The organism is Citricoccus sp. NR2 (assembly GCF_027594385.1).
GTDB lineage: Bacteria > Actinomycetota > Actinomycetes > Actinomycetales > Micrococcaceae > CmP2.
Map to the genome: position 1 here is coordinate 2,431,748 of NZ_CP115154.1, position 15,264 is coordinate 2,447,011.

The following is a 15,264-nucleotide window of genomic DNA, read 5'->3' on the forward strand; positions in this document are numbered from 1 at the left end:
GCCCCAGCGGTCCGTCCCAAGCCCGAGTATCGGGCCCGGCCACGCACCGGGAAAAATTTTCTGCGCTAAATCTATGTTACCGGATGATGTCGGTGCAACTCAGCCGCGCCGGGGCTGGTCCGTTGTCTCGGACTCGATGGAAGTATCCGTAGCGGTATCGGTATCTGAGGTGATCTCTGCGCCCTCGGGGCCGCGTTCACGACCTGGCACGTAGATCGCGTCGGCGCTGGTGCGCGCCTCTGGGGTCCGCGGACGGGTCACCCACAGGTACACGAGGAACCCTATAGCCAACAGGAACATGGCCAGCGATGTCCACACGTTCAGGCGCTGTTCGATCCCGAAGAAGGTGATCAGTTGGGCGTCGTCGATACGAAGCATCTCGATCCAGGTACGCCCCAGGGTGTACCAGGCGACATAGAGCCAGACCATCATGCCGCGGCGCAGCGCGAAACGGCGGTCCAGCAACAACAGCAGAGCCACACCGACGAGGCTCCAGACCATTTCGTACAGGAACGTGGGGTGGAACAGTGTGTCCGCGGGGAATTCCGCCGGGAAGTTCGGGTGATCTGGGTCCACGGTCAGGCCCCAGGGAGCCTCCGTGGGGCCGCCGAAGAGTTCCTGATTGAAATAGTTGCCGAGTCGGCCGATCGCCTGAGCCAACAGGAGGCCGGGGGCCACCACGTCGGCGAAGGCGGAGAACCGAATCCCGTGAATCCGGCAGGCGATCCACGCGCCCACGGCGCCAAGCGCGATCGCGCCCCAGATACCGAGTCCACCGTTCCAGATGTAGAGAATCTTGAGGGGATCCCCGGTGCCGTCAAAACCGGGCCCGAAATACGCATCCGGTGAGGAAAAGACGTGGTAGAGCCGGGCACCGATGATGCCGAACACCACGGCAATAATGCCGACGTCGATGATCGCACCTTCGTGTCCGCCGCGGTTCTTCCAGCGCCGGCTACCCAGAATAAACGCGGCAACCGCACCGGTGATGAGACAGAGCGCGTACAGCTGGATGGGCCGCGGCCAGAAGGGGATTTCGCTGATCGTGGGGGCAGGAATGGCGGCTATCACCGGGTTCAGCAGGGCGGACGCGGTGGTGGAGAGCATGCTCACCTCTGGGTTGTTGCTGTTCGGTGGGTACCGCGGGCGAGTTCTGCGGCGAGCTCGCCGACCGCGCGGGGTCCGTGGTCTCGCAGGGCGGCGACGAGGGCGGTGCCGACAATCGCTCCGTCGGCGTAGGCGCCGATCTCACGCACGTGCTCCGCTTGTGACACGCCGAGTCCGACGCAGACGCGCGGAGCGCCGGCGTCGTGTGCACGCTGCACCACCCGTTCGGCGGCGGTGGAGACCTCGGAGCGAGCCCCGGTCACGCCCATCACGGAGACGGCGTACACGAAACCGCGGGAGGCTTCCACCACTTTAGTGACCCGCTCATCAGTGGAGCTGGGCGCGGTGAGGAAGATCCGGTCGAGTCCGTAGCGGTCGGAGGCGGCGAACCACTCCTCCGCCTCTTCTGGAACCAGATCCGGGGTGACGATGCCGGCTCCCCCGGCCTCGGCGAGGCGGCGGGCGAAGACGTCCACACCCATCCGGTCCACCAGGTTCCAGTAGGTCATCACCACGACGACGGCGTCGGTGCGCTGCGTGATCGCCGAAATCAAGGTAAACACGTCGTCGACACGGAATCCGGCGGCGAGCACTTCGCTGGTGGCGTGCTGAATGACGGGACCGTCCATCACTGGGTCGGAGTACGGGATGCCGATCTCGATGATGTCGGCACCGTTGTTACCCAACTCCACCGCGGCCTCAATGGAGTCCTGAAGCGTGGGGTATCCGGCGGGCAGATAACCGATCAGGGCCGTGCGCCCGGCGGCGCGGGCGGCTTCGATGGCCTCGGTGCAGCGTGAAGTGGAAGTAGTCATCAGTCCTGTGCTCCTTCGGGGCGGGCGGCGATGGCCTCTTCGTCTTCGCCGTCGGGGGTGGTCTCGTCCGGGAGCATCCCGAAATACTTCGCTGCGGTGGACACGTCTTTATCGCCGCGGCCGGACAGGCTGACGATAATAGTGCGCTGCTCCTCGGCTGGAGTCGATTCTGAGACCAGGCCTGCCTCGTGCCAGCGCTGGGCGATCTTCAGTGCACCGGCCAGGGCATGCGAGGACTCGATGGCTGGCACAATGCCCTCGGTGCGGCTGAGGCGCCGGAAGGCATCCATACATTCGACGTCGTTGATCGGCTCGTACTGGGCGCGGCCGGTGTCGTGCAGGAAGGCATGTTCGGGGCCCACCCCTGGATAGTCCAGGCCCGCGGAGATGGAATGGGAGTCGACGGTCTGGCCGTCCTCGTCCTGCATCAGGTAGGTGCGGGCCCCATGCAACACTCCGGTGCGCCCCTGCGTGATCGGGGCGGCATGGCGTCCGGTGTCCATGCCGTCACCGCCGGCTTCGAAACCGAAAATCTCTACCTCGGCGTCGTCCAAGAACCCATGGAAGAGTCCGATGGCGTTGGAACCGCCACCCACACAAGCGGCGATGGCGTCGGGCAGGCGTCCGGTCTGCTCCAGGATCTGAGCCCGCGCCTCGTCGCCAATGGCCTGGTGGAAATAGCGCACCATAGCGGGGAACGGGTGCGGCCCGGTGACGGTGCCGAGCAGGTAGTGGGTGGTATCCACAGAGGCGACCCAATCCCGCAGGGCCTCGTTGATGGCATCCTTCAAAGTGCGCGCTCCGAACGTCACCGGCACCACGGTGGCGCCGAGCATCTCCATGCGCGCCACGTTCAGCGCCTGGCGGCGCGTGTCTTCCTCGCCCATGTACACGGTGCATTCCATACCAAACAAAGCGGCCGCCGTCGCGGTAGCCACACCATGCTGGCCAGCACCGGTCTCGGCGATCAAACGGGTTTTGCCCATGCGCCGGGCGATCAGCGCCTGACCGATCACATTGTTGATCTTGTGGGAGCCGGTGTGGTTAAGGTCTTCGCGCTTGAGGAAGATCCGAACCCCGGGGCTGTCAGCGGCGAAGCGCGGCACTTCAGTGAGGAGCGACGGCCGGTTCACATAGGAGGTAAACAGTGCGTTCAGCTCCGCGTTGAATTCCGGGTCCTGACGGGCCTCGTTGAAGGTCCGCTCCACTTCCTCGAGGGCGGCGATCAGCGATTCCGGCATCCATCGTCCGCCGTAGGGGCCAAAGTACGGACCCTCGGCATGGCGATAGGTGCCCTCGTGGTCGAGGGACCCTGCTGGACGGTGGTCGCGAGAATCTGTCATGTCACTTCCCTTGCTTGGGGCGACCGGATCAGCTCCGGCCGGTGGAGGGGTCCGGGGTTCAGGGGCGCGAGGCGGCCCGGAAATCCCGGATGGCTGCGGTGGCGTCGCCGTGTTTGACCAGGGCTTCCCCCACCAGCACGGCGTCGGCGCCCCGGGCGGCATAATCGGCCACCTCGCGTTTCGAACGCACACCGGATTCGGCGATCCGCACCACGGAATCATCCAGGTGGGGTGCCAGTACGGAGTAGTGGTCGACGTCGACGTCGAGGGTCTTGAGATTACGCACGTTGACACCGACGATGCGGGCGCCCACGGCCATGGCCCGTTCGATTTCCTCCACGGTGTGGGTTTCCACCAGGGCGTTCATGCCGAGCTCGTGGCTCAGCGCGAGGAAATCACGCAGTTGGGCGTCATCCAGAGCGGCGACGATGAGCAGCACGAGATCGGCACCGTGGGCGCGGGCTTCGTGGAACTGGTACTCATCGACCATGAAGTCTTTACGGAGCACCGGGATGGAGACGGCCGCACGGACGGCGTCAAGGTCGGCTAGCGAACCGCCGAATCGGCGCTGCTCGGTCAGCACGGAAATCGCTGCAGCGCCTCCCGCTTGGTAAGACCGTGCCAGATCCGCCGGTGAGCTGATCTCGGCCAGGGCTCCGGCCGAGGGGCTGGAACGCTTGACCTCGGCGATGATGCGCACTCCGGATGTGTCATCCCGGCCACCCTGCAGGGCGGCGTGGGCATCCAGAGCCGGGATTGCCTCCGAAGCCGCGCGCTGCACCTCGGTCAAAGGCAGGGAGCGACGGCGATCGGCCAGGTCTTCACGGACCCCCTCAACGATACTGTCGAGGACGGTGCCGCTCAGGGATCCTGTGGTCATCAGTGGTGAGACTTCGTCTTCGAACCGCCGACGCCGTAACCCAGCTGGCGCAGCACGAACGCGAGCACGACACCACCGACGGCGATGGCGGCGCCGATACCGACGATCACCATGTTCCACATCAGCATGCCCACACCGGCAACGAGCACGCCGGCGAGCACCAAGAACACCATGGACCAGGCGGCCGGCGAATTGCCGTGGCCGATCGGTTCGGAGTGGGTGGGGTCGTTCAGCACCCGGCCGTCCTCGGTGATGGTGACCTGGTCGGTGTGCACAGATTCCTGCGTCGTCATCGAACTTCCTTTTCCTTCAGTACCTCTGGCCCGGCGCCGCGGCCGACCGTATGCGAGTGCGATCTGCTTCCATTCTGCCATGAACCCCGCTGAGAAGCGGGAAGATCACGTGGGATCTTTGCCCTGTGACAGTTCGTCCCACGCGTCGATCTCCTCCACCCGGGATTGGGCGCGTCGCGCGGCGTCGGGACGGTCCTGACGGGACGGGGTGGTAACCGCCTCGGGGCGTAACACGGTGTCTGTGTCGCTCTCCGAGTCCTCCTCTGCGGGGGCCGCCGTGTCGTAGTCGTACTTGCGGGTGGTCTGCCAGTGGCGCCCGCTGATGATCACGATGACGGCGGCGAGCAGCATCAACAACGATGCGAGGAGCGCCAGCCACGGAGCCCAGGTCATGGTGACCTGTCCCGCCGGGTCGGTCAGCCCGGAAAGTTCCGCCACCCGCGGTTGCGCTGCGTTCACGGGGTTCATGACGACGCCGAGGGTGGAAGCCGCCAGTAATGTAGCCGAGGCGGCCAATAAGACCCCGATGATAACGCGGGCGATCCGCCCGGCAATCGACAGTGCAACGCCACCGGCCATGGCCACCAGCGCCATGGCAGTCACCGCACCGGCCGCTTGCTGGCCGGTGGATTCCACCGCGGTGTCGGGTAGTGCTTCGATGTCGGTGGCGACCAGCCACACCTGAGTGGAGGCCAGCAACGCCATCGCACCGGCGATCAGCACCACGAGCACGGCGCGCCCTCGGGTGATCTTCGGCGTCGGCTGGGTGTCCGGGACCGAAGTGGTCTCGTTCGTCGGGTTCACGCGTCTCCTGAGGATGATGACTGTCCGGTGCTGTCCAGACTGGTCAGCCTGGACGCCGCCACTACGGCTCGTAAGGGAGCGCTGGCTTTGGCCACGGTTTCGGCGGCCTCTGCTTCCGGGTCGGAATCGGCCACGATACCAGCACCGGCCTGAACATAGGCGACGCCGTCCATGAGCGTGGCAGAACGGATATTGATGGCCATGTCCATATTGCCGGCCAGATCGAAGTATCCGATCACCCCAGCATAGGCCCCGCGCTGCTGCGGTTCCCACTGCTCCAGCAACTGCAGGGCGCGCGGCTTTGGCGCTCCGGAAAGCGTGCCGGCTGGGAAGGTCGCCCCGAGCACATCCAGTGCGGTACGCCCGGACTCCATGGTGCCCTCCACGTGGGAGACCAGGTGCATGATGTGGCTGAACCGTTCCACTTCCATGAACTGGGTGACGCGTACGGTCCCCGGAGTGCAGACCTTGGAGAGGTCATTGCGGGAGAGGTCGACGAGCATCAGGTGTTCGGCGCGCTCCTTGTCGTCGTGCAACAGGTCCTTCTCATGTAGCCGGTCGTCTTCCACGCTCGCGCCACGGGGACGCGAGCCGGCAATCGGGTGGGTGACGACGTGTCCGTTATTCACGGTGACCAGGGCTTCCGGGGAAGACCCGACAATTTGGAAGGTGCCGGAACCATCCGGGCGGTCGAACGTGAACAGATACATGTAGGGGCTCGGGTTCATGGCCCGCAGCACCCGGTAGACATCGAGTCCGGAAGCCTCCGTCTCAGTCGAGAAGCGGCGGGAGAGCACGATCTGGAAGATCTCGCCGTCGACAATCGCCTGATGCGCATCATCCAGAGCGTCCAGGAAGCTCTGTTTGGTCCAGGAGTCGTGCACTCGGGAAGTCACGTCGACGTCAAGCCAACCGACAGGGGCCACCGAGACCGGGTCATCCGCACCTCGGGCGAGCTGTTGCGCCATCGAGTGTAGCCGAGCCACCGCATCGTCATAAGCCTGTTCGGCCCCGGATTCCAGCCCGTTGAGATTGATCGCATTGGCGACGAGGGTGACTGTGCCGTCGACCTGATCGTGAATAGCCAGGTCGGTGATCAGGTTCATGGCCAGCAGCGGCAGGTTCACGTCTTGGGGCGGCGGTTCGGGCAGCTTCTCCCAGTGCCGGATGGTCTCCCAGCCCAGGTACCCGGCCAGACCCGACACGAGGTTGGGCAGGTCCGGGGCGACGGCGTTGCGGGCATCCGAGGCCAGGAAGCGTAGCGTGGCGTCGAGGACATCCAGCGGGTCGCCCTCGATGGGCACTCCCGCCGGGGGCGTGCCCTGCCAGACCGTTTCGCCGTCGAGCTCGGTCAGGGTGGCCGCGCTGCCGGCCCCGACGAAGGAGTAGCGCGACCAGACGCCACCCTGGGCAGCGGATTCCATCAGGAAAGTGCCAGGGCGGTCGTTGGCCAGACGCCGGTAGAGCCCGACCGGGGTGATCGCATCTGCCAACACTGTCATCGTGACCGGAATCACTGTGTGTTGGTTCGACAGGGCCTGGAACTCTCCGCGGTGGGGGTGTACGTTTCCGAGATCACGCATGGGGCAGCTCCCGCCCGGTAAAGCAGGTGCGGGTGCCGGTGTGGCAGGCCGGACCATGCTGATTCACCTGCACTAACAGCGCGTCGCCATCGCAATCCAGCGACACTGAGAGAACTTCCTGGATGTGTCCCGACGTATCGCCCTTGCGCCAGTATTCCTGCCGCGACCTGGAATAGTACGTCGCTCGTCCGGTGGCCAGGGTACGGCGTAGCGCCTCATCGTCCATCCAACCGAGCATCAGCACCTCCCCGGTGTCGTGCTGCTGGGCAATGGCGGCAATCAGTCCGGCGTCGTTGCGCTTGAGGCGTTCGGCGATGGCCGGATCGAGCGTAGGTGTTGTCATGATCTCTCTAGTCTAGGGGCGATACCGTGCTGACGCTGGTCATGGCTTCGTGCTACGTTTCGAGGTGTGAAGGACCACGACGACGTCCATCCGGACGATGAAGACCTCGTCCTTGCCTCGCGTGATGCTCTCGTTTCCGCGTTGTTAGCAGCCGGGCCGAATCAGTCCACGCTGTGTGAAGGGTGGCAGACGCAACACCTCGCGGCACATATTCACCTGCGCGAAATGTCCCCACTGGCCGCGGGATTGTTGGTCCGTCCCCTCTCCCGGCCCCTGGGCGGGAAGACGATGGCCTTGGGAGATCGCGCCTCCACCCCGCACGAGTTTTCCGCCCTCGTGGAACGCATTGCCACCGGTCCCCCGGTGGCGGCCCGCGCTCGGGGTTCCCGGGTGCTGACTCGATTGGGTAGCACCGGACCGGCCCGCCGCCTTTCTGAACTGTCGAATCTGCTGGAGTTCTATGTCCACACCGAGGACGTGCGACGCGCACAGCCGCGCTGGGCTCCGCGTCGGCTGTCCGAGGAATACGCGGACGCGCTGTTCCGGCAACTACGTGCGGTGGCCCGGGTGCATTACCGGAAAACGACCCATGGCACCACGCTGGTGCGGACCAACGGTGACAGCATTGAGGTGAATCCGCTGAAAACGCTCGTCCCTGGCGCACGGCGCGCGACCTCTGCGACTGGGGCCGTGGGGTCACGCACCTATATTTCAGGTCCGGCCGGTGAACTGGTGATGCACGCTTTCGGTCGAACCGAGCACGCACTCGTATTGGTGGACGCCGCCTAAGCTCGGCCAGCAGTCTTAGCGCACAGGGTGACCCGCAGCGCGAATAGCGTCCTTGACCTGAGCGATCATATCGTCGGGTCCAAAGTGGAACATCGAGGCGGCGAGCACCGCATCAGCTCCGGCATCGATAGCGGGCGGGAAGTGGTGAGGTTCACCGGCGCCACCGGAGGCAATCAAGGGGACAGTGGTCACCTGACGCACGGCTCGGATCATCTCCAGGTCGAAACCTTCCCGGGTGCCATCGGCGTCGATCGAATTGAGCAGGATTTCCCCGACCCCGCGCTCACAAGCGGTGCGGCACCATTCCAGGGCGTCGATGCCGGTGCCGGTGCGCCCGCCGTGCGTGGTGACCTCGAAGCCGGAAACAACCTCTGGGTTGTTCGTGCGGCGCGCGTCCAGGGAGAGCACCAAGACCTGGGAGCCGAAGCGTTGGGTGATTTCGTCGATCACCTCGGGACGAGCAACGGCAGCCGTGTTAATGGACGCTTTGTCGGCGCCGTAGCGCAACAGGCGGTCCACGTCGTCAGCGGTGCGTACTCCCCCGCCCACGGTCAACGGGATGAAGATCTCCTCGGCGGTTCGGGAGACGACGTCGTAGGTGGTCTGGCGGTCGCCGGAAGAGGCGGTGACGTCGAGGAAGGTGATCTCGTCGGCACCGGCAACGTTGTAGCGGCGTGCCAATTCGACGGGATCTCCGGCGTCGCGCAGTCCGGCGAAATTAACGCCCTTCACCACACGCCCCGCATCGACGTCGAGGCAGGGAATCACTCGGATGGCTACGGTCATTCTGACTCCTTCAGCTAGCGGCGTACAGCGAGGTCACCATCACATGCGGATGGCGTGAATAGCCGAGGCGAGGATGGCCCGTGCCCCCAGCGCATACAACTGATCCATGACCTTGTTCATCTGATCCTTGCGCACCATGGAGCGCACCGCGACCCAGTCTTCGTCCTGAAGCGGAGAGATGGTGGGTGATTCGAGACCCGGGGTCACCGCGCTGGCTTCGTCCAGGTGCTCCCGACGTACGTCGTAGTCGATCATCACGTACCGGCGCGCCACGAGCACACCCTGGAGACGGCGCATCAGCACATCCAGACCTTCCGGGGTCTTACCCGTTTGCCCGATCAGGATCGCTTCCGAGGTCATGATCGCCTCGCCGAAGGTCTCCATGCCCGCGGCCTTCAGGGTGTTACCGGTTTCCACGACATCCGCAATAGCATCGGCCACGCCCAAGGACACCGCCGACTCGACGGCGCCGTCGAGGTGCACAATGCGCTCGGGCTGAATGTGCTGGCCCTTCAGGTAGTCCTCCAGCAATCCGTCGTAGCTGGTGGCGATGCGTTTACCGGCCAGGTCCTCCAGCGAGGTGTACTTCCCGGCGGGAGCGGCAAAGCGGAACGTCGAGCGGGCGAAGCCCAGCGACAGTAGCTCTTCGGCGTCGTCGCCCACCTGGGCGTCCAGGTACAGATCTCGGCCGGTCAGACCAACATCCAGCGATCCGCCTGCCACGTAGACGGCAATGTCGCGGGGGCGCAGATAGAAGAATTCGACCTCGTTCTCCGGGTCGATCATCACCAGCTCTTTGGTGTCACGACGCTGGCGGTATCCGGCTTCTTGCAGGATGTCGCGGGCGGCTTCAGACAGGGCGCCCTTGTTCGGCACGGCAATGCGCAGCATAGATGTGGTTCTCCTGGGATTCAGCGGCGGTCAGATGATTCGATCAGTCACAACGACGTAGCTTGGCTACGTTCTCGCTCAGAGATGTCGGTAGACGTCGTCTAGGGTCAGGCCCTTGGCCAGCATCATCACCTGGGTGTGGTAGAGCAGCTGCGAGATTTCCTCGGCCGCGGCGTCGTCGGACTCATACTCGGCCGCCATCCAGACTTCGGCCGCCTCTTCGACGATCTTCTTGCCGATCCCATGGACCCCGGAGTCCAGTTCGGCAACGGTGCCGCTACCAGCGGGGCGGTTCTGGGCCTTGTCAGCCAGTTCGGCGAAGAGCTCTTCGAAGGTTTTCACTGTCATAGAGTATCCATGTCTGCCCCGGAGTCGGAACTCAAGGCCCCCTGTTAAGATTTACCGCCGCGTGTGAGCTCGACTTGTTCGTTGTCGATCATCACGGTGGCCGCGTCGGCTGTGCTCTCGGAGCGTGCGATCACGAGGATGTTCGGGCTGATCTGACGCCACCCCTCAGGGAGGTCGAGTTGGTTCTGGTCGGGCACCAGATACGCTTCGACGCTGCCGGTGGTGGTGCTGGACCAGAGCCAGGCGACGGGCTGCTCGGACCCTTCGATGGTCGGGCATGTCATGGACGCAGCAGAATCGGGACCGTGGTCGATGATGAAACACAGCTGGTCTGCCGCGATGTCACTTGAATCGGCCTCAACCTCGGTTTCCGTGGTGGCCATCCCGGTGAAGAATCGGACATCGCCATCGGAACCTACCTGGCGCAGGGTGCTGAGATCGAGATCGGAGGCGAACCCCTGGAACCGCTCGAGTAGCTCAGCGTCGTCCTCTGGTGATTCCTGTGAGAAGACGAGATAGTCGTTCATCACGGCCCGTGGCGGCTCATCGGCACAAGCGCTGATCGCGAACAACGACCCTACAAAGACACCGGCCAATGAGGTGGGACCGATCAGACAGTTCCTGCGAACTTCCGGTGCGCTCATACGGCGACTCCTTCATCATTCACGGGACAGGTCCCTGCCCGCCCTCCTCTTAGTCTCCGGACTCGGTGCGCTGTCGACGTTGCAGGGTTGGATCGGGCATGACCGTTTCGACTTCGGGTTTCTCGTTAGCCCGGGCTCGAGCCCAGACGAAGAAACCGACGAGCGTGAATCCGCCGTAGAAGAGGTACATCAGGGCGGAGGCGTAGTAGCCGGCGCTGAAGAGCAATGGCACACCGACAATGTCGACGGCCACCCAGATCAGCCAGAACTCCACCCAGCCTTTTGCCATCCCCCAGGTCGCCAGCAGTGAACCAACAAAGGTCCAGGCGTCGGCCCACACCGGTTCCCATGAGCCCAGTGCTCGAAACACCGGGGTCAGGGCGACGGTACCGATCACCAGGGCCGCAATCAGACCCAGCCGGGTTGGCCAACCGGCCCATTCCGGAGTGATGGCCGTCGATGATGCCCCCTCGGACTGTGATACAGCGCGTTCTCGGCGTGCAACTCGCCATTGACGCCAACCGTAAATGGACACGGCGATGAACATGATCTGGCGGCCCGCCTGGCCCAGCAGGTCCACCGCGCCCTCTGTACCGAACCAACTCGAGAGAAACACAGTCAACAGCAGAACATTACCGATGATGCCGATCGGCCAGGCCCACACTTTTCGGCGCATGCCTCCCAGGGCCGAAGCCAGACCGAAGACGTTGCCGACCACTTCGCGCATCAGCAGTCCGCCACCACCCACCGGGATGGTCCAGTTGAAGAGGTCGATGAGCCAGTTCATCCGCAACTTCCTTGAGCCGCTGCCGCCTGATCACGCAACGCAATCAGGGCTGCATCCGGATCATCAGCCCCATACACGGCCGATCCCGCCACAAAAACATCGGCCCCCGCCTCGGCGGCCGCAGTGATTGTCTGTGCCGAGATCCCACCGTCGACCTGCACGGCCACGGGAACGCCCGCATCATCGGCGGCCTGACGCGCTCGACGGATCTTCGGCAGGACCACCTCGAGGAAGGCCTGACCGCCGAAACCAGGTTCGACCGTCATGAGCAACAGCATGTCCAGCTCGGTGAGCATGTCGAGGTACGGCTCCAGCGCGGTGGCTGGCTTGAGCGCCATCCCGGCCTGGGCACCGCGGGCGCGCAACTCACGGGCCAAACGAATAGGTGCGCCAGAGGCTTCTGCGTGGAAGGTCACTGATTCCGCCCCGGCCTCGGCGTAGCCGGGAGCCCAGCGATCGGCGTCGGAGATCATCAGGTGGATATCCAACGGCAGGCTCGTGGCGCGTCGAATGGCTTCCACGACCGGCAACCCGAGCGTGAGATTGGGCACGAAGTGGTTGTCCATGACATCCACGTGCACTGCATCAGCGCTAGGAATGCGCGCGATCTCCTCACCCAGCTGGGAGAAGTCGGCGGACAGGATCGATGGGTGCAGGTGAACGGAACGCTGTAGCTCAGCCATCGGATGAATCCTCCAGGTCATCAGCAGAGGTCAAGGCTTTACGGAAAAGCGCTAGGAACATGGCATCCGTGGCGTGCAGGTGCGGCCACAGTTGAGCGGTGGTTCCGGTGCCGGTCTCGGGACGCGCTCCCAGCAATTCCAGGGCAAGCGTGGATTCGCCGTCCTCCGTGGTCACCGCGACGCCGGCCAGGGTGGCTTGGGAATCCAGCAGCTCCAAGTCGGGGTGACGACGACGCACATCGTGTACTTGAAGCATGGTTTCGGCCTGGTGCGGTGAGCAGGTCACATAGGCCAGCACGCCACCGGGTCGCAGGGCACCCACTGCTGCCTCGAGCAGTTCGCGTTGCAGGCTGGTCAGCGTGGGTAGGTCGCTGGGCTGCCGACGCCACCGGGATTCTGGGCGCCGCCGCAGGGCACCCAGCCCGGTACACGGCGCATCGAGCAGAATCCGATCAAAGCCATCCGGATAATCAGCACCGATACTCTGCCCTTCACCCGTGCGCACGGTCCAGGAATCGTGCGGTACCGGGGCCAGGGCATTCTCGACGAGCCGGGCACGATGCGGCGCCACCTCGTTCGCCACTAAAGTGGCCCCCTGTTCCGCGGCCAGTGCAGCCAGCAGTGCTGCCTTACCGCCGGGCCCGGCACACAGATCCAACCACACTTCGCCTTCCCGCGTGGTCTCCGTCTCCGGAGACCCAGCGGCACGCGGTGTGGCCACGAGCGCCCGCGCCGTCATCTGGGATCCGACGTCTTGAACACGCACGGTGCCCTCCTTAACGCCGGGGAGCCGAGCGGCATCACCACCGCGGTAGAGGGCCGAGTCCGGCGCCAAGGGTCCGGGCTGGGCCCCCTGCTCTAGCACCGGCTCTAGGTCGCCGAGGCCTGGTAGGGATACCAGGTTAACGATGGGTGCCGTGTTGTTGGCCGCCAGTAGATCGGCGAGCTCGTCAGCCGGGCGGCCATGGCTCACGAGTGCCTGGCGTAGTGCGCGGACGATCCACCGCGGATGCGCGCTACGCACGGCCACAGCGTCATCGGTGTCGCCAGGAGCCACCTCTGCGAGCCAGGTGTCCAGGTCCTTCGCGGAGACTTTGCGCAGCACCGCGTTGACCAGCCCGGACGGCCCTGCGCCGATTTCACTGCGGACCAAGGCCACCGTGGAATCCAATGCGGCGTGAGCGGGAACTCGCATGCTCAGCAACTGGTGGCCACCCAACCGCAAGGCGACGAGCACATCCACGTCGAGGTCCTTCAGCGGTCGGTCCACGCACTCAGTCAGGATCGCATCATAAGTGCCTTGCAGGCGCAGCGCCCCGTAGGTGAGCTCGGTGGCAAACCCGGCGTCACGATGATCGAGTCGATACTGGCGAATCCGATGCGGGAGCACCAGGTTTGCGTAGGCATCATCCCGAGCTACCGCACGCATCACCTCAAACGCCACAAGACGAGACGGATCAGCCGTCCGACGACGTTGCGACGGCGCGTTCGCGGAGAATTGGCGCGGACCACCGCTGGTGCCTCGGTTACGGGTGCGCCCCTGGGCATTGCGTCGCTGTTGGTCACCGCCAGAGCGGTCTCGGCGGTCTGGCCTGCCCGATTGGCCCTGGCGTGGAGACTGGCTCATCCTGTGGCACCTGCTTCGATTCGGGCGTCGTCGGCGAGGCCTCTAGCCCAATCCACCGCGTTCATCATCTTCTTCCCGGCCGGCTGCACCTGGCCCAGCGTCACCGCGCCATCCGCGCACACCAAATGCACGGCTCGCTTTTCTCGTATCAGTGCCCCTGGAGCTAGCCCGTCCACAGACACGTGCGGAGCTGGAGACACCGCGCCGAACTTAATCCGGGCAGACCCACCCGGGCCGAGTAGCGCCCAGGCGCCGGGCTCTGGGGTGGCGCCGTTGATGCGCGCTGCCACTGCACCGGCCGACTCCGTTGGATCGATCGCCCCGTCGTTTAGGCTCAGTTTCGGTGCGAAACTCGGCTCGCCAACCTGAGACCCGGCGACAGCACCTCCAGCGAGGATCTCTCCTGTCGTTCGGGCCAGCAATGCAGCCCCGGAATCGGCGAGGGCGGCCAACACCTCTCCGGAGGAGGCGTCGGGGGCAATGGGGTGCTCGATAGTGGAAAAGACTGGACCGGTATCCAGGCCAGTTTCCAACTGGAACACGGAAGCACCCGTGACGGTTTCCCCCTGGATCACCGCGTGCTGCACTGGGGCCGCACCGCGGTAGGCGGGCAACAGCGAGAAGTGCAGGTTCACCCAGCCCAGCCGAGGAATATTCAGTCCGGATTCCGGCACCAGGCCGCCATAAGCGACGACTACGGCCAGGTCGAGTTCCCAGGCGCGAAGCTGTTCCAGTGCGGCTAGTCCATCCTCACCGCTCAGACGCGAGGCTTTGATCACGGGCAGTCCAAGCGCTTCGGCTCGCGCGGCCACGGGTGATGGCGTCAGTACCCGTTTCCGTCCCACCGGCGCATCCGGGCGGGTCAAAACCCCCACCACATCTATTCCTGCGTCGATCAGCGCGTTGAGCGAAGGCACAGCGGTCTGGGGAGTTCCGGCAAAAAGAACACGAGTACTCATCAGCGACTCCCCTGTCCACGGAGCCCGAAACTAGAAGTCAGACCCGACTCGCGTCCTGCCTGGGTCTGGGCGGTAGCCGCCCCATAGTCCGGTGCCGACATCCGACGACGCGCCTCTTTGCGTTGTTCCCCCACCAGCCGATCCACGAAGAGTTTCCCGTCCAAATGATCCACTTCGTGCTGGAAGCAGCGTGCCAGCAATCCGGTACCCGAGAAACTGATCTCAGCCCCGTCGGCGTCGACGCCCCGAACCGTTGTGGAGAAGGCGCGCGGTGGCTGATAGTGCAATTCAGGTACAGATAAACATCCCTCGCCCGGTTCCTCCGTGAGTTCCTCGGAAAGCTCAAGGGTGGGGTTAATCACCACTCCGCTCTCACGTTCCAGATCAAAGACGAAGATGCGCTGGTTGATACCGATTTGAGGCGCGGCCAAGCCGACGCCCTTCACAGCACGCATGGTCTCGAACATGTCGGCAATCAGCGCATGCAACTTCTCCGTGCCCCAGCGCTCGGCGGGAACAGGATCAGACACGGTGCGCAACACGGGATCAGGAACGGTGCGAATGGACAGAATACTCACCGTC

Annotated in this window: 18 protein-coding genes; 1 reads left to right on the forward strand and 17 read right to left on the reverse strand. The window is 64.5% G+C overall.

Annotated elements, in window-relative coordinates:
• Window positions 1-99: 99 nt before the first annotated feature.
• The 8 genes from lgt to hisI form a co-directional block, all read right to left on the reverse strand.
• Window positions 100-1,107, reverse strand: coding sequence for a prolipoprotein diacylglyceryl transferase (gene lgt / locus O1A05_RS11305; protein WP_270105309.1), 1,008 nt, complete (start codon window positions 1,105-1,107; stop codon window positions 100-102).
• 2 nt (window positions 1,108-1,109) lie between these two features.
• Entirely contained in the window at window positions 1,110-1,922 is an 813-nt protein-coding gene (trpA, locus tag O1A05_RS11310) for a tryptophan synthase subunit alpha (RefSeq protein WP_270105310.1), read from the reverse strand.
• Complete coding sequence (trpB, locus tag O1A05_RS11315) at window positions 1,922-3,265, reverse strand: tryptophan synthase subunit beta (protein WP_270105312.1); 1,344 nt, start codon at window positions 3,263-3,265, stop codon at window positions 1,922-1,924. Before trpB ends, trpA begins: the two co-directional genes overlap by 1 nt.
• 58 nt (window positions 3,266-3,323) lie before the next feature.
• Window positions 3,324-4,145 carry an indole-3-glycerol phosphate synthase TrpC gene (gene trpC, locus O1A05_RS11320; RefSeq protein ID WP_270105313.1) on the reverse strand — a complete coding sequence of 274 codons (822 nt, stop codon included), beginning with the start codon at window positions 4,143-4,145 and terminating at the stop codon, window positions 3,324-3,326.
• Complete coding sequence (locus O1A05_RS11325) at window positions 4,145-4,438, reverse strand: HGxxPAAW family protein (protein WP_270105314.1); 294 nt, start codon at window positions 4,436-4,438, stop codon at window positions 4,145-4,147. The genes trpC and O1A05_RS11325 overlap by 1 nt, the downstream gene beginning before the upstream one ends.
• 105 nt (window positions 4,439-4,543) lie before the next feature.
• Window positions 4,544-5,242 (reverse strand): Trp biosynthesis-associated membrane protein, encoded by a 699-nt coding sequence (locus O1A05_RS11330; protein WP_270105315.1) that lies wholly within the window; start codon window positions 5,240-5,242, stop codon window positions 4,544-4,546.
• Window positions 5,239-6,825: an anthranilate synthase component I gene (locus tag O1A05_RS11335; RefSeq protein WP_270105316.1), complete on the reverse strand. Its 1,587-nt coding sequence runs from the start codon at window positions 6,823-6,825 to the stop codon at window positions 5,239-5,241. The genes O1A05_RS11330 and O1A05_RS11335 overlap by 4 nt, the downstream gene beginning before the upstream one ends.
• On the reverse strand, window positions 6,818-7,168 hold the full coding sequence (gene hisI, locus O1A05_RS11340) for a phosphoribosyl-AMP cyclohydrolase (protein ID WP_270105317.1): 351 nt from the start codon (window positions 7,166-7,168) through the stop codon (window positions 6,818-6,820). The genes O1A05_RS11335 and hisI overlap by 8 nt, the downstream gene beginning before the upstream one ends.
• Before the next feature lie 66 nt (window positions 7,169-7,234).
• Here hisI and O1A05_RS11345 point away from each other — a divergent pair, with 66 nt between their 5' ends.
• Window positions 7,235-7,957, forward strand: a complete 723-nt coding sequence (locus O1A05_RS11345) for a TIGR03085 family metal-binding protein (RefSeq protein WP_270105318.1) — start codon at window positions 7,235-7,237, stop codon at window positions 7,955-7,957.
• A gap of 15 nt (window positions 7,958-7,972) precedes the next feature.
• Here the strand turns inward: O1A05_RS11345 and hisF are convergent, their stop codons facing one another.
• From hisF to def, 9 genes are all read right to left on the reverse strand, one after another.
• A complete protein-coding gene (gene hisF / locus O1A05_RS11350; RefSeq protein WP_270105319.1) occupies window positions 7,973-8,743 on the reverse strand; it encodes an imidazole glycerol phosphate synthase subunit HisF in 771 nt (256 codons plus the stop codon).
• Between the two features lie 39 nt (window positions 8,744-8,782).
• Complete coding sequence (hisG, locus tag O1A05_RS11355) at window positions 8,783-9,634, reverse strand: ATP phosphoribosyltransferase (protein ID WP_270105321.1); 852 nt, start codon at window positions 9,632-9,634, stop codon at window positions 8,783-8,785.
• 78 nt (window positions 9,635-9,712) lie between these two features.
• Window positions 9,713-9,976 carry a phosphoribosyl-ATP diphosphatase gene (locus O1A05_RS11360; RefSeq protein ID WP_270107575.1) on the reverse strand — a complete coding sequence of 88 codons (264 nt, stop codon included), beginning with the start codon at window positions 9,974-9,976 and terminating at the stop codon, window positions 9,713-9,715.
• A 50-nt stretch (window positions 9,977-10,026) separates the two neighbouring features.
• The gene (locus O1A05_RS11365; protein ID WP_270105322.1) at window positions 10,027-10,626 is read right to left on the reverse strand and encodes a hypothetical protein; all 600 of its coding nucleotides are present in this window, start codon (window positions 10,624-10,626) and stop codon (window positions 10,027-10,029) included.
• Between the two features lie 49 nt (window positions 10,627-10,675).
• Window positions 10,676-11,413, reverse strand: coding sequence for a nicotinamide riboside transporter PnuC (gene pnuC / locus O1A05_RS11370; RefSeq protein WP_270105323.1), 738 nt, complete (start codon window positions 11,411-11,413; stop codon window positions 10,676-10,678).
• The gene (gene rpe / locus O1A05_RS11375) at window positions 11,410-12,096 is read right to left on the reverse strand and encodes a ribulose-phosphate 3-epimerase (RefSeq protein WP_270105324.1); all 687 of its coding nucleotides are present in this window, start codon (window positions 12,094-12,096) and stop codon (window positions 11,410-11,412) included. The genes pnuC and rpe overlap by 4 nt, the downstream gene beginning before the upstream one ends.
• The gene (locus O1A05_RS11380) at window positions 12,089-13,723 is read right to left on the reverse strand and encodes an RsmB/NOP family class I SAM-dependent RNA methyltransferase (RefSeq protein WP_270105325.1); all 1,635 of its coding nucleotides are present in this window, start codon (window positions 13,721-13,723) and stop codon (window positions 12,089-12,091) included. Before O1A05_RS11380 ends, rpe begins: the two co-directional genes overlap by 8 nt.
• Complete coding sequence (fmt, locus tag O1A05_RS11385; RefSeq protein ID WP_270105326.1) at window positions 13,720-14,682, reverse strand: methionyl-tRNA formyltransferase; 963 nt, start codon at window positions 14,680-14,682, stop codon at window positions 13,720-13,722. The genes O1A05_RS11380 and fmt overlap by 4 nt, the downstream gene beginning before the upstream one ends.
• Entirely contained in the window at window positions 14,682-15,260 is a 579-nt protein-coding gene (def, locus tag O1A05_RS11390; protein ID WP_270105327.1) for a peptide deformylase, read from the reverse strand. Before def ends, fmt begins: the two co-directional genes overlap by 1 nt.
• Window positions 15,261-15,264 lie beyond the last annotated feature (4 nt).

What these genes read in the sequence shown, in the direction of transcription:
- O1A05_RS11365 (WP_270105322.1), bottom strand. Translation starts at nt 10,626, where the DNA reads ATGAGCGCACCGGAAGTTCGCAGGAACTGTCTGATCGGTCCCACCTCA.
- hisI (WP_270105317.1), bottom strand. Translation starts at nt 7,168, where the DNA reads ATGACAACACCTACGCTCGATCCGGCCATCGCCGAACGCCTCAAGCGC.
- hisF (WP_270105319.1), bottom strand. Translation starts at nt 8,743, where the DNA reads ATGACCGTAGCCATCCGAGTGATTCCCTGCCTCGACGTCGATGCGGGG.
- O1A05_RS11380 (WP_270105325.1), bottom strand. Translation starts at nt 13,723, where the DNA reads ATGAGCCAGTCTCCACGCCAGGGCCAATCGGGCAGGCCAGACCGCCGA.
- hisG (WP_270105321.1), bottom strand. Translation starts at nt 9,634, where the DNA reads ATGCTGCGCATTGCCGTGCCGAACAAGGGCGCCCTGTCTGAAGCCGCC.
- pnuC (WP_270105323.1), bottom strand. Translation starts at nt 11,413, where the DNA reads ATGAACTGGCTCATCGACCTCTTCAACTGGACCATCCCGGTGGGTGGT.
- trpC (WP_270105313.1), bottom strand. Translation starts at nt 4,145, where the DNA reads ATGACCACAGGATCCCTGAGCGGCACCGTCCTCGACAGTATCGTTGAG.
- fmt (WP_270105326.1), bottom strand. Translation starts at nt 14,682, where the DNA reads ATGAGTACTCGTGTTCTTTTTGCCGGAACTCCCCAGACCGCTGTGCCT.
- rpe (WP_270105324.1), bottom strand. Translation starts at nt 12,096, where the DNA reads ATGGCTGAGCTACAGCGTTCCGTTCACCTGCACCCATCGATCCTGTCC.
- trpB (WP_270105312.1), bottom strand. Translation starts at nt 3,265, where the DNA reads ATGACAGATTCTCGCGACCACCGTCCAGCAGGGTCCCTCGACCACGAG.
- trpA (WP_270105310.1), bottom strand. Translation starts at nt 1,922, where the DNA reads ATGACTACTTCCACTTCACGCTGCACCGAGGCCATCGAAGCCGCCCGC.
- O1A05_RS11335 (WP_270105316.1), bottom strand. Translation starts at nt 6,825, where the DNA reads ATGCGTGATCTCGGAAACGTACACCCCCACCGCGGAGAGTTCCAGGCC.
- lgt (WP_270105309.1), bottom strand. Translation starts at nt 1,107, where the DNA reads ATGCTCTCCACCACCGCGTCCGCCCTGCTGAACCCGGTGATAGCCGCC.
- O1A05_RS11325 (WP_270105314.1), bottom strand. Translation starts at nt 4,438, where the DNA reads ATGACGACGCAGGAATCTGTGCACACCGACCAGGTCACCATCACCGAG.